This window comes from Pseudomonas sp. PvP001 (genome assembly GCF_040546375.1).
Taxonomy (GTDB): Bacteria; Pseudomonadota; Gammaproteobacteria; order Pseudomonadales; family Pseudomonadaceae; genus Aquipseudomonas; species Aquipseudomonas coleopterorum.
Genome location: NZ_JBEPNQ010000001.1, coordinates 4,258,676 through 4,271,918, shown reverse-complemented (window position 1 = coordinate 4,271,918; position 13,243 = coordinate 4,258,676). Strand labels below are relative to the sequence as shown.

The following is a 13,243-nucleotide window of genomic DNA, read 5'->3' as shown; positions in this document are numbered from 1 at the left end:
TGCTCTCCTAGTCGAGGTAGCCTTGCAGCTTCATTTCGATGGAGCGCGGATTCTCGCCCTCGGCAATGGACAGCAGCCCTTCGAGCAGCATTTCCCGATAGGCCGCCTGCCGCTGGGCCAATGCCTTGAGCTTGTGCGCCACCGGCAACAGCAGCAGGTTGGCGCTGGCCACGCCATAGATGGTCGCCACGAACGCCACGGCGATGCCATTGCCCAGCTGGCTGGGATCGGCCAGATTGCCCATGACGTGGATCAGCCCCATGACCGCACCGATGATGCCGATGGTGGGCGCATAGCCGCCCATGCTTTCGAACACCTTGGCCGCTTGCAGATCACGGGTTTCGCGGTTGTACAGATCGACTTCGAGGACGTTGCGGATGGTCGCCGCCTCGGCGCCATCGACCAGCAGCTGCAAGCCCTTGCGGGCATAGTCGTCGGGCTCGGCTTCAGCGCTGGCTTCCAGGCCCAGCAAGCCTTCCTTGCGCGAGACCAGGCTCCAATTCACGACGCGATCGATACCGCCGGCCATGTCGATCCTGGGTGGAACGATGATCCAGCGAACATTGTGCAGGGCGCGCTTGAACGCGCTCATGGGCGACTGGATGAGTGCCGCAGCCAGGGTTCCTCCGACCACGATCAGCGCTGCCGGACCGTTGAGCAGAGCCGACAGGTGGCCGCCTTCGAGAAAGTTGCCACCGATGATGGCGACGAACGCGAGGATGATCCCGATCAGGCTCAAGACATCCATCAGCCGCACGCCTCGACCAGGTGTCGACCGATGTCGTCGAGGCTGTAGACGGCGTCGGCCAGGCCGGCCTTGACGATTGCCATGGGCATGCCATAGATGACGCAACTGGCCTCGTCCTGAGCCCAGATCTGACTGCCGCCCTGCTTGAGCAGACGCGCGCCCTCTCGCCCGTCGGCGCCCATGCCGGTGAGCACCACCGCCAACACCTTGTCGCCGTAGGACTTGGCCGCCGAGCCAAAGGTGATGTCGACGCAGGGCTTGTAGTTCAGCCGCTCGTCACCCGGCAGGATCTTCACCGCGCCACGGCCATCGATCATCATCTGCTTGCCGCCGGGCGCCAGCAAGGCCAGCCCGGGACGCAACACGTCACCGTCCTCGGCTTCCTTGACGGTGATCCGGCAGAGCTTGTCGAGGCGCTCGGCGAAGGCGCGGGTGAACGCGGCCGGCATGTGCTGGACCAGCACGATAGGCGTCGGAAAATGCGCGGGCAACTGGGTCAGGACGCGCTGCAGAGCCACCGGGCCGCCGGTGGAGGTGCCGATCGCCACCAGCTTGTAGGGCTTGCGCCGCGGCGTTGCGCTGCTGGCCGTGGGCGCCGGAGCGCGTGCAGGCGTGGCTGGCGCGCTCGTGGCAGGCGATGGTGACCGGCTCGGCGCTGGCCGCGAAGACGTCGCTGCAGTACTTGCACCTGGCGTGACCGCAGGTGCGGCCGGCGCAGCGGGCGCCGTGAAATGCGCCCCCAGACGGCGATTGCTGCGCGAGATCGTATGGACCTTCTCGCATAGCATCTGCTTGACCTTCTCGGGGTTGCGAGAAATGTCTTCGAAATTCTTCGGCAGGTAATCCACTGCCCCCGCGTCGAGGGCGTCGAGGGTCACCCGCGCGCCTTCGTGGGTCAGTGAGGAAAACATCAATACCGCAGTGGGACAACGCTGCATGATGTGACGCACGGCGGTGATGCCGTCCATCATCGGCATTTCGTAGTCCATGGTGATCACATCAGGCTTGAGCGCCTGGGCCTGATCGATCGCTTCGCGGCCATTGGTGGCGGTCCCGACCACCTGGATGGTGGGGTCCGACGAGAGAATTTCCGAGACGCGGCGGCGGAAGAAACCAGAATCATCCACCACCAGGACCTTGACTGCCATAAACACTCCACTACGATCAGATACGCCGCGCGGCGTAGCGCTTGAGCATGCTCGGTACATCGAGGATCAAGGCGATACGGCCGTCCCCGGTGATGGTCGCGCCGGACATGCCCGGCGTGCCCTGCAGCATCTTGCCCAATGGCTTGATCACCACTTCTTCCTGGCCGACCAGCTGGTCCACCACGAAGCCGATGCGCTGAGTGCCCACCGACAGAATGACCACATGCCCCTCGCCCTGCTCCTCGTGAGCGGCGGACTTCACCAGCCAGCGCTTGAGGTAGAACAACGGCAGCGCCTTGTCGCGCACGATGACCACTTCCTGGCCGTCGACGACGTTGGTGCGCGAGAGGTCCAGGTGGAAGATCTCGTTGACGTTGACCAACGGGAAGGCAAACGCCTGGTTGCCCAGCATCACCATCAGCGTCGGCATGATCGCCAGGGTCAACGGCACCTTGATGACGATCTTGGAACCCTGGTCCTTGGCCGAGAAGATGTTGATCGAGCCATTGAGCTGGCTGATCTTGGTCTTGACCACGTCCATGCCCACGCCACGGCCCGACACGTCGGAGATTTCCGTCTTGGTGGAGAAACCCGGCGCGAAGATCAGGTTGTAGCAGTCCGATTCGCTCAGGCGGTCGGCCGCATCGCGGTCCATCACGCCCTTTTCCACGGCCTTGGCACGCAGGACCGCAGGGTCCATGCCCTTGCCGTCGTCGCTGATCGACAACAGGATGTGGTCACCCTCCTGCTCTGCCGACAATACCACCCGCCCGCCGCGCGCCTTGCCGCTGCGCTCGCGCTCTTCGGGCGTCTCGATGCCGTGGTCGACGGCGTTGCGTACCAAGTGCACCAACGGGTCGGCCAGGGCCTCGACCAGGTTCTTGTCGAGGTCGGTTTCTTCACCGACCAGCTCCAGATGGATTTCCTTCTTCAACTGCCGCGCCAGATCACGGACCAGGCGCGGGAAGCGCCCGAAGACCTTCTTGATCGGCTGCATGCGCGTCTTCATCACGGCGGTCTGCAGGTCGGCGGTGACCACGTCGAGGTTGGAGACCGCCTTGGACATGGCCTCGTCGCTGCTGTTGGCGCCCAGGCGGACCAGGCGGTTACGCACCAGCACCAGTTCGCCGACCATGTTCATGATTTCATCGAGGCGCGCGGTGTCGACCCGCACGGTCGTCTCGGCTTCGGTGGCAACCGGTTTCTCGGCCACCGGCGCACGTGCCGGGGCGGCCTCGGCCTTGCGCGGGGCCGCAACCGGCGCCGCTACGGCAGAAGTCGGCTGGGCGTCGGGCAGGCTGGCGACATCGCTGAACTTGCCCTTGCCGTGCAGCTGGTCGAGCAATGATTCGAATTCGTCGTCGGTGATGTTATCGCTCACCGGAGCCGGGGCTTGCACTTCGGCAGGCGGTTGCGGCTTGACCGCATCGGCGGTGAACGCACCCTTGCCATGCAACTGGTCGAGCAGCGCCTCGAACTCGTCGTCGGTGATCTCGTCGCCCGGTGCCGGGGCAGCCGTTGAAGCCGTTACGGTATCAACGGCTGGCGTATCGGCAACTTCCGAGGCAACCGGCGCTGTGGAGGCAGGCGCCAGCGCGTCGACGGCGAACTGACCCTTGCCGTGCAGTTGATCGAGCAGCGATTCGAATTCGTCGTCGGTGATCTCGTCACTGACCGGCACATCGGGCACAGCAGTGGCTGGCGCAGCAGCCTGCGCCTTGGCAGCACCCAGAGAGTCGAGCAACTGCTCGAATTCGTCATCGGTGATGTCGTCGCCAGGCGTCGAAGCCGGTGCAACCACCGGTGTCGCCACGGGCGGTGCAACCGCAACGACGGGCGCTGCCACGGCCGAAGCGGGCTCGGCCAGACGCGCCAGCGCATCGAGCAACTGCGCACTGGCCGGTGTGACCGGGGCGCGCTCGCGCACCTCGGCGAACATGCCATTGACCGCATCCAGCGCCTCGAGCACGACGTCCATGAGCTCCGAGTCAACCCGGCGCTCACCCTTGCGCAGGATGTCGAAGACGTTTTCGGCGATATGGCAGCACTCCACCAGCTCGTTGAGCTGGAGGAAGCCGGCGCCGCCTTTTACAGTGTGAAAACCGCGAAAAATTGCGTTGAGCAAGTCGGCATCATCGGGACGGCTTTCCAGCTCGACCAGTTGTTCGGACAGTTGCTCGAGAATTTCGCCGGCCTCTACCAGGAAATCCTGAAGGATTTCTTCGTCGGCGCCGAAGCTCATGTGGATGCTCCCTGGAATACGTGATTAACGGTCAACACAGTCAGGCGCAGGCGGTGGCCTAGAAGCCCAGACTGGACAGCAGATCGTCGACATCGTCCTGACCGGATACGACGTCTTCACGTTTATCGGCATGAATCTGCGGACCTTCACCCTTGGCAGGATGTTTTTCTTGATCTTTTTCGGCACGAAGCTTTTCGTGGTCGTGCTGGATGCCGGCGAAGCGGTCCACCTGGCTGGCCATCAGGACCAGTTTGAGCAGGTTGCTTTCCACTTCGGTGACCAACGCGGTGACGCGCTTGATGACCTGGCCGGTGAGGTCCTGGTAATCCTGTGCCAGCACGATGTCGTTGAGGTGGCTGGCCACTTCACGATTGCCCTGCTCGCTGCGGGTCAGGAATCCGTCGACCCGGCGGGCCAGTTCGCGGAACTCGTCGGCGGCCACTTCGCGGCGCATGAAGCGCTGCCAGTCGGCGCTCAAGGCGCTGGCTTCGGCACTCAGGGTATTGAGCACAGGCGTGCTCTGCTCGACCAGGTCCATCGTCCGGTTGGCCGCACTCTCGGTCAGGCGCACGACATACGACAGGCGCTCGGTCGCGTCGGTGATCTGCGACACCTCTTCGGCCTGGGGGATGGTCGGATCGATCTGGAAACTGACGATGGCGCTGTGCAGCTCGCGGGTCAGCTTGCCGACTTCCTGATACAAACCGCGATCGCGGGTCTGGTTCAGTTCGTGGATCAATTGCACCGCTTCACCGAAACGGCCTTTTTCAAGGCTGTCCACCAGCTCGACGGCGTGTTTCTTCAGGGTCGACTCGAAGTCCCCCAAAGTGCTTTGTTTGTGGTCCATTGCGCCCCCATTGCAGACTTCAGCTATTGACGCGCTCGAAAATCTTTTCGATTTTTTCTTTCAGCACTTGCGCAGTGAAAGGCTTGACCACATACCCGTTAACCCCGGCCTGGGCGGCTTCGATGATCTGCTCGCGCTTGGCCTCGGCAGTCACCATGAGCACCGGCAGGTGCTTGAGGCGGTCGTCGGCGCGCACCTGGCGCAGCAGATCGATGCCCGACATGCCCGGCATGTTCCAGTCGGTGACGAGGAAATCGAAGTTACCGCTGTGCAACATCGGCAAGGCGGTATTGCCGTCGTCGGCCTCGGCGGTGTTGGTAAAGCCCAGGTCACGCAGCAGATTCTTGATGATGCGCCGCATCGTCGAGAAATCGTCGACGATGAGGATTTTCATGTTCTTGTCCAATTAGACCTCCAGCAGTCTTGAACACGCCCAGCCTCTGAGCGTGCATAACAATCGAATTCGCCTGAGCCACTTGCCGCTGCAGATCGCCTACACGCGCTACGCCTGCAGGCCTCTTCGCGGGCAGAGCCCGCTCCCACATAGGTCGAGACTGTGGGAGCGGGCTCTGCCCGCGAAAAAGCCCGCACCGATCTCGCCGTTCCTTCAGCGTGCCCGCCATTCCCCCAGGCGCCCGCGCAGTCGCGCGGCGCACTGGCTGTGCAACTGGCTGACGCGCGATTCGCTGACACCCAGTACCTCGCCAATTTCCTTGAGGTTCAACTCTTCGTCGTAATACAGCGACAACACCAGTTTCTCGCGCTCGGGCAGGTTGGCGATGGCCTCGGCCAGCGCACCCTGGAAGCGCTCGTCCTCCAGATCCCGCGAGGGCTCCAGCGAACCGCTGGCGCCGTCTTCGTGCAGCCCCTCGTGTTCGCCGTCCTGCAGCAGGTCGTCGAAACTGAACAGGCGGCTGCCCAAGGTATCGTTCAGGATCCCGTAGTAATCATCCAGACTCAGATTGAGTTCGGCCGCAATCTCGTGATCTTTAGCGTCGCGACCGGTTTTTGACTCGATTCGGCGAATGGCATCACTGACCATACGGGTATTGCGGTGCACCGAACGCGGTGCCCAGTCACCCTTGCGCACCTCGTCGAGCATCGCGCCGCGAATACGAATGCCGGCATAGGTCTCGAAACTGGCCCCTTTGCTCGAGTCGTACTTGGTCGAAACCTCCAGCAGGCCGATCATGCCGGCCTGGATCAGGTCTTCCACCTGCACGCTTGCCGGCAGTCGCGCCAGCAGGTGATAGGCAATGCGCTTGACCAGCGGCGCGTATTGCTCGATCAGCTGATGCTGCTGCGAGTCGCGCGACGCCTTGCTGTACATACGGTATCCGCTGGCGCTCATGATACGGGCCCTGCACTGGTTTGCTGCACCAGGCGTTCGACGAAGAACTCCAGGTGGCCGCGGGGATTGGCCGGCAATGGCCAGGTGTCTACCTTCTGCGCGATGGCCTTGAAGGCCAGCGAGCATTTGGAACGGGGAAACGCCTCGTAGACGGCGCGCTGCTTCTGCACGGCCTTGCGCACCGACTCGTCGTACGGCACGGCGCCGACGTACTGCAGGGCCACGTCGAGGAAGCGGTCGGTCACCTTGGTCAGCTTGGCGAACAGGTTGCGGCCTTCCTGAGGGCTCTGCGCCATGTTGGCCAGGACCCGGAAGCGATTCATGCCGTAGTCGCGGTTGAGCAGCTTGATCAGGGCGTAGGCATCGGTGATCGAAGTCGGTTCGTCGCACACCACCAGCAGCACTTCCTGGGCCGCGCGCACGAAACTCACCACGGAGTCGCCGATACCGGCAGCGGTGTCGATGATCAGTACGTCGAGGTTGTCGCCCACGTCGCTGAAGGCCTGGATCAGGCCTGCATGCTGGGCCGGGGTCAGGTGCACCATGCTCTGGGTGCCGGAGGCCGCCGGCACCACGCGAATGCCGCCAGGGCCCTGCAACATCACGTCACGCAGTTCGCAGCGGCCTTCGATCACGTCGGCCAGGGTGCGCTTGGGGGTCAGGCCCAGCAATACGTCGACGTTGGCCAGGCCAAGGTCGGCGTCCAGCAACATGACCCGGCGGCCGAGCTCGGCCAACGCCAGGGACAAGTTCACTGACACATTTGTCTTGCCGACGCCGCCTTTGCCGCCGGTCACCGCGATCACCTGTACGGGATGCATGCTGCCCATGTTCGTTCTTTACCTTGTCTAGACCGAGGCCACACCAGTGGCTGCCAGTTCGATTGCTCGAGTAATTCCTGGCAACCCTACGATGCAGGAAGATTGTGCTTGCCTAACGTTCTTCACCTCAGCCAACTCGCTTGTCGGGGCTGTGGTAGAGACCTGCGAACATATCGGCCATGGCCTCTTCGCTGGGCTCTTCTTGCATCTGCACGCTCACCGCGCGGCTGACCAGCTGGTGCCGCCGCGGCAGATGCAAGTCGTCGGGAATGCGCGGCCCATCGGTGAGATAGGCAATCGGCAGTTCCTGACTGATGGCCAGGCTCAGCACTTCGCCGAGACAGGCCGTTTCGTCGAGTTTGGTCAGGATGCACCCGGCCAGACCGCAACGTTTGTAGCTATGGTAGGCCGCGGTCAGCACCTGCTTCTGGCTGGTGGTCGCCAGCACCAGGTAGTTGCGGGCGTTGATCCCGCGTCCGGCCAGGCTTTCGAGTTGCATGCGCAGGGCCGGATCGCTGGCCTGCAGGCCGGCGGTGTCGATCAAGACCACGCGCTTGCGCAGCAGCGGCTCCAGGGCCTGTACCAATGACTGGCCCGGATCCACCTGAGTCACCGAAACGTTGAGAATGCGGCCCAGGGTCTTGAGCTGTTCCTGAGCACCGATACGGAAACTGTCCATGCTCACCAGAGCCACGCTCTGCGAGCCGTACTTGAGCACATAGCGCGCCGCCAGCTTGGCCAGGGTGGTGGTCTTGCCCATGCCGGCCGGGCCGACCATGGCGATCACGCCACCTTCTTCGAGCGGTTCGACGTCCGGCGTGCGAATCATACGCGCCAAGTGCGCCAGCAGCATCCGCCAGGCCTGCCGTGGCTCGTGAATTTCACTGGTCAGGCTCAGCAGTTCGCGAGCGATCGGGCCGGACAGGCCGATGCGCTGCAGGCGCCGCCAGAGATTGGCCTGGGCCGGCTTGCTGCCCTGCAGCTGCGTCCAGGCCAGGGAGCCGAGCTGCACTTCGAGCAACTGGCGCAGACCGTTGAGTTCCGAACGCATGGAATCGAACACGCGCTGATCGACCGCAGGCTGAGGCGCCGGTGCAGGCTGGGCACGCACTGGCTCTTCGCGACGCGGCTCCACCAACGGCTCGGCGGCGGTCAAGGGCAGGCCGGCGACCAGTTGACGGTTGGTGGCGGCGTCGGTCTCGCCACGAGTGCTCAGTTCGGCCTGGGCGGAGACGATGCGCGACTGGGTCTTGCGCAGCTCTTCTTCCAATTCCAGGTTGGGCACGCGCGGGGCCAGGGCCGACAGCTTGTAGTCCAGCGCAGCGGTCAGCTCGACGCCGCCGGCGATGCGACGGTTGCCGATGATGGCAGCGTCGGCACCCAGCTCATCGCGGACCAATTTCATGGCCTGACGCATGTCGGCGGCGAAAAATCGCTTCACTTGCATAACCCACTACCTCAGCCGTTGGGCCCTACTGTCGCTACGATGGTGACTTGCTTGTTATCAGGGATTTCCTGATAGGCCAGTACGTGAAGGTTGGGGATCGCCAGGCGACCGAAGCGTGACAGCATCGCGCGGACCGGACCGGCCACCAGCAGTATCACCGGTTGGCCCTGCATCTCCTGCCGCTGCGCTGCATCGATCAGGGATCGTTGCAGCTTTTCCGCCATACTCGGTTCCAGCAAAACGCCTTCTTCCTGACCCTGACCAGCCTTCTGCAGACTATTGAGCAATATCTGTTCCAACCTTGGTTCCAAGGTGATAACTGGCAGCTCCGGCTCAACGCCTACAATGCTTTGCACGATGGCACGGGACAAACCGACCCGTACGGCCTGGACCAGCGCGGCGGTATCTTGACTCCGATGAGCGTTGTTGGCGATGGCTTCGGCGATGCTGCGGATGTCGCGCACGGGCACCTGTTCGGCCAGCAGCGCCTGCAACACCTTGAGCAGTGAGGACAGCGAAAGGATGCCCGGAACCAGCTCTTCAGCCAGCTTGGGCGAGCCTTTTGCCAGAACTTGCAGCAATTGTTGCACTTCTTCGTGACCGATCAGCTCATGCGCATGTTTCTGCAGAATCTGATTCAAATGCGTGGCCACTACCGTACTGGCATCCACCACGGTGTAGCCCAGGGATTGCGCCTGACTGCGCAGGTTGACGTCGATCCACACCGCGTCCAGGCCGAACGCCGGATCCTTGGCGGTGATGCCGTTGAGCGAGCCGAACACCTGACCCGGGTTGATCGCCAGTTCGCGATCCGGGTAGATCTCGGCTTCGGCCAGGATTACACCCATCAGCGTCAAACGATAGGCGCTGGGGGCAAGGTCGAGGTTGTCGCGGATGTGAACCGTCGGCATCAGGAAACCGAGGTCCTGGGACAGCTTCTTGCGCACACCCTTGATCCGCGCCAGCAGCTGGCCACCCTGGTTGCGGTCCACCAGGGGGATCAGGCGATAGCCGACTTCCAGGCCGATCATGTCGATGGGCGTCACGTCGTCCCAGCCCAGTTCCTTGGTTTCCTGGGTGCGCGTGGGCGATGGCAGCAGCTCCTGCTGACGCTGCACTTCGGCCAGGGCCTGAACCTTGACGTCGTTCTGCTTCTTCCACAACAGGTAGGCAGCGCCACCGGCGATGGCACCCAAGGTGATGAAGGCCAGGTGCGGCATGCCGGGCACCATGCCCATGATGGCCATCAGCGCGCCGGAAACGGCCAGCGCCTTGGGCGAGGCGAACATCTGCCGCTGGATCTGCTTGCCCATCTCCTCGGAGCCCGAGGCACGGGTGACCATGATCGCGGCTGCGGTGGAGAGCAGCAGCGAGGGCAACTGCGCCACCAGGCCATCACCGATGGTCAACAGGGCATACACCTTGCCCGCTTCGGCGAACGGCATGTTGTGTTGCAGCATACCCACCAGCATGCCGCCGATCAGGTTGATGAAGAGAATCAGCAAGCCGGCGATGGCGTCGCCGCGGACGAATTTGCTGGCACCGTCCATCGAGCCGTAGAACTCGGCCTCGGCCGCCACTTCGCCGCGACGCGCCTTGGCCTGGTTCTGATCGATCAGGCCGGCGTTGAGGTCGGCGTCGATGGCCATCTGTTTGCCGGGCATGGCGTCCAGGGTGAAACGCGCGCTCACTTCCGAGATACGCCCGGCACCCTTGGTGACCACCACGAAGTTGATGATCATGAGGATGGCGAACACCACGATACCGACGATGTAGTTACCACCGATCACCACTTCACCGAAGGCCTGGACCACTTTGCCCGCAGCGGCGTGGCCTTCCTGGCCGTGAAGCATGATCACCCGCGTCGACGCCACGTTGAGCGCCAGGCGCAGCAGCGTGGCCACCAGCAGGATGGTCGGGAACACGGCGAAATCCAGCGGCCGCAGGGCGTACACGCACACCAGCAGGACGACGATGGACAAGGCGATGTTGAAAGTGAAGAACACGTCCAGCAGCAGAGCCGGGATCGGCAGCATCATCATCGCCAGCATCACCAGCAACAGCAGCGGCACCCCCAGGTTGCCGCGGCCAAGGCCAACGATGTTGCTACGAGCGGTGTTGATTAATTGAGAGCGATCCACCGGCATTCCCCACTTCCCCAAGCGAACTTTTGACGCGCCAGGCGTCCTGCCAGGGGGCAGTGCAAGAAGGGGTCCAACTTTTGTCGGAGGGGGTTAAAGATTCTCGCCTTGTGGTCGAGTGCTGGGTGTCAGGCGATTCGGCGGTGTGCCCTTCGCGGGCAGAGCCCGCTCCCACAGGGTTGGCACTTGTGGGAGCGGGCTCTGCCCGCGAAGGCCGCGGCGCGGTCTAACTGTCTCGCTGCAAATCCGGTGGGATCGGCAGGTCATGCAGCGGATCCGGCCGCTTGCCGCGTCCGGCCTGGTATTGGCGGATCTGGTAGACATAGGCCAGCACCTGCGCCACCGCTAGGTACAGCCCGGCCGGGATCTGCTGCTCGATGTCCGTGGAATAGAAGATCGAGCGTGCCAGGGCCGGCGATTCGAGCACCTGGATGCGGTGCTCGTTGCCTATTTCGCGAATCTTCAGGGCAATGAAGTCCGAGCCCTTGGCCAGCAGCACCGGCGCATTGCCCTTCTCCGGATCGTACTTGAGCGCCACGGCGTAGTGGGTCGGGTTGGTAATGATCACGTCCGCCTCGGGAATGGCCGTCATCATCCGCCGCTGCGACATCTCGCGCTGCAACTGACGCACCCGCCCTTTCACCTCGGGACGGCCTTCGGCGTCCTTGTGCTCGTCCTTGACCTCCTGCTTGGTCATCATCAGCTTCTGCTTGCTGCTGTACAGCTGGAACGGCACGTCCACGGCGGCGATCAGCGCCAGCCCGCAGGACATCCACAAGGCGCTCCAGCCCACCAGTTGCACGCTGTGGATGATCGCCATTTCCAGTGGCTCATTGGCGATGGCCAGCAGGTCGGCGCGGTCCTTGGCCAACACCATGATGGCAACGATGAGGATGATGGCGAACTTGGCCAGGGCCTTCAGCAACTCGGTCAGCGCATGCATGGAAAACATGCGCTTGAGGCCCGCGGCCGGGTTCATGCGGCTGAACTTGGGCGCCATGGAGCTGGCGGCGAACAGCCACCCGCCCAATGCGACCGGCCCGATCAGGGCTGCGAGCAGCATCGTCACCAGAATCGGCTGGGTGGCCAGGATCGCCACCTTGCCCGACTGCAGCAGAAAGATGCCCATGTAGCGCTCGTCGAGCAGCACCTCGCGGCTCAGGGTGAAGTTGCTGCGCATCAGCTCCAGCAGGCTCTGCGCCAAATGCCCGCCGAACGCCAGCAGCGCGCCGCACCCGGCGACCATCACCGCCAGGGTGTTGAGCTCCTTGGAACGGGCGATCTCGCCTTTTTCGCGCGAGTCTTTCTTGCGCTTGTCCGTGGGGTCTTCTGTCTTGTCGGCACCGCTTTCGCTTTCGGCCATTGCCTACTCCGCTCGCGCCAATTCGCGCAGCCACTGCAAGGCGTTGGTCGCCAGCGGCTGATACTGGTTGAGGATATCGCCCAGGCTGACCCAGAGGATGAACATCCCCAGCACCAGGGTCAGCGGGAAACCGATGGAAAAGATGTTCAACTGCGGCGCGGCACGGGTCATCACGCCGAAGGCGATGTTGACCACCAGCAAGGCAGTGATGGCAGGCAGCACCAGCAGCACACCGGCACCCAGCACCCAGCCCATGCGCAGCACCACATCCCAGTAATGCGCGGTCAGCAGCCCGCCGCCGATGGGCAACGTGGTGAAGCTCTCGGTCAGCACCTCGAAGATCACCAGATGGCCGTTCATGGACAGGAACACCAGGGTCACCAGCATGCTGAAGAACTGGCCGACCACCGCTACCGATACGCCGTTGGTGGGGTCGACCATGGACGCGAAGGCCATGCCCATCTGGATCGCCAGAATCTGCCCGGCGACCACGAAGGCCTGGAACAGGAACTGCAGGGAGAAGCCGAACAGCGCGCCGATGATGATCTGTTCGGCCACCAGCAGCAGCGCCTGGACACTGATGGCGTCGACCGTCGGCGCAGGCGGCAGCCCCGGCACGATGACCACGGTGATGGCCACGGCGACGTACAGGCGCACTCGCTGCGGCAGCACCTGGGTGCCGAAGATCGGCATGGTCATCAGCATCGCGGCAACCCGGAACAGCGGCAGGATGAAGCTGGCCACCCAGCCACCGATCTGCGCGTCGGTCAGCTGCAGCAATGGCTGCATCAGCCGATCACCTGCGGGATGTTGGAGTACAGGGTGGTGATGTACTCCATGAAGGTGCGCACCATCCACGGCCCGATGACGATCAGCGTCACCAGCATGACCAGCAGGCGTGGCAGGAAGCTCAGGGTCTGTTCGTTGATTTGCGTGGCAGCCTGGAACATGGCGATGATCAGGCCGACGATCAGGCTCGGCAGCACGAGGATCGCGACCATTACCGTGGTCAGCCACAGCGCTTCGCGAAACAGGTCGACAGCGACTTCCGGGGTCATGGGTTCAGGCTCCTGGGCAAGGCAGATCTGGCTTCTTCGCGGGCAGAGCCCGCTCCCACACGATTGGTAGCGCCGCG

General features: G+C 63.3%; 12 protein-coding genes. All 12 read right to left on the bottom strand.

What is annotated here, in order from left to right; genetic code table 11:
- Nucleotides 1-7 precede the first annotated feature (7 nt).
- The 12 genes from ABMD26_RS19580 to fliQ all read right to left on the bottom strand — a co-directional run bounded on the left by ABMD26_RS19580 (nucleotide 8) and on the right by fliQ (nucleotide 13,166).
- On the bottom strand, nucleotides 8-748 hold the full coding sequence (locus tag ABMD26_RS19580; protein ID WP_134723169.1) for a flagellar motor protein: 741 nt from the start codon (nucleotides 746-748) through the stop codon (nucleotides 8-10).
- Nucleotides 748-1,896, bottom strand: coding sequence for a protein-glutamate methylesterase/protein-glutamine glutaminase (locus ABMD26_RS19575; protein ID WP_134723170.1), 1,149 nt, complete (start codon nucleotides 1,894-1,896; stop codon nucleotides 748-750). The genes ABMD26_RS19580 and ABMD26_RS19575 overlap by 1 nt, the downstream gene beginning before the upstream one ends.
- A 16-nt stretch (nucleotides 1,897-1,912) precedes the next feature.
- Nucleotides 1,913-4,138 (bottom strand): chemotaxis protein CheA, encoded by a 2,226-nt coding sequence (locus tag ABMD26_RS19570; RefSeq protein WP_134723171.1) that lies wholly within the window; start codon nucleotides 4,136-4,138, stop codon nucleotides 1,913-1,915.
- Nucleotides 4,139-4,196: 58 nt separating this feature from the next.
- A complete protein-coding gene (locus tag ABMD26_RS19565) occupies nucleotides 4,197-4,985 on the bottom strand; it encodes a protein phosphatase CheZ (RefSeq protein ID WP_134723172.1) in 789 nt (262 codons plus the stop codon).
- 19 nt (nucleotides 4,986-5,004) lie between these two features.
- Nucleotides 5,005-5,379 (bottom strand): chemotaxis response regulator CheY, encoded by a 375-nt coding sequence (locus ABMD26_RS19560; protein ID WP_090362272.1) that lies wholly within the window; start codon nucleotides 5,377-5,379, stop codon nucleotides 5,005-5,007.
- A gap of 213 nt (nucleotides 5,380-5,592) precedes the next feature.
- The gene (gene fliA / locus ABMD26_RS19555) at nucleotides 5,593-6,339 is read right to left on the bottom strand and encodes an RNA polymerase sigma factor FliA (RefSeq protein WP_236690444.1); all 747 of its coding nucleotides are present in this window, start codon (nucleotides 6,337-6,339) and stop codon (nucleotides 5,593-5,595) included.
- Nucleotides 6,333-7,166 (bottom strand): flagellar synthesis regulator FleN, encoded by an 834-nt coding sequence (gene fleN, locus ABMD26_RS19550; RefSeq protein ID WP_043186074.1) that lies wholly within the window; start codon nucleotides 7,164-7,166, stop codon nucleotides 6,333-6,335. Before fleN ends, fliA begins: the two co-directional genes overlap by 7 nt.
- A gap of 118 nt (nucleotides 7,167-7,284) precedes the next feature.
- Nucleotides 7,285-8,604: a flagellar biosynthesis GTPase FlhF gene (gene flhF / locus ABMD26_RS19545; protein WP_134723173.1), complete on the bottom strand. Its 1,320-nt coding sequence runs from the start codon at nucleotides 8,602-8,604 to the stop codon at nucleotides 7,285-7,287.
- 11 nt (nucleotides 8,605-8,615) lie between these two features.
- Nucleotides 8,616-10,745, bottom strand: a complete 2,130-nt coding sequence (flhA, locus tag ABMD26_RS19540; RefSeq protein WP_134723174.1) for a flagellar biosynthesis protein FlhA — start codon at nucleotides 10,743-10,745, stop codon at nucleotides 8,616-8,618.
- A gap of 226 nt (nucleotides 10,746-10,971) precedes the next feature.
- Nucleotides 10,972-12,108: a flagellar biosynthesis protein FlhB gene (gene flhB / locus ABMD26_RS19535; RefSeq protein WP_122743492.1), complete on the bottom strand. Its 1,137-nt coding sequence runs from the start codon at nucleotides 12,106-12,108 to the stop codon at nucleotides 10,972-10,974.
- A gap of 3 nt (nucleotides 12,109-12,111) precedes the next feature.
- The gene (gene fliR, locus ABMD26_RS19530; protein WP_049858785.1) at nucleotides 12,112-12,897 is read right to left on the bottom strand and encodes a flagellar biosynthetic protein FliR; all 786 of its coding nucleotides are present in this window, start codon (nucleotides 12,895-12,897) and stop codon (nucleotides 12,112-12,114) included.
- A complete protein-coding gene (gene fliQ / locus ABMD26_RS19525; RefSeq protein ID WP_043186065.1) occupies nucleotides 12,897-13,166 on the bottom strand; it encodes a flagellar biosynthesis protein FliQ in 270 nt (89 codons plus the stop codon). Before fliQ ends, fliR begins: the two co-directional genes overlap by 1 nt.
- Nucleotides 13,167-13,243 lie beyond the last annotated feature (77 nt).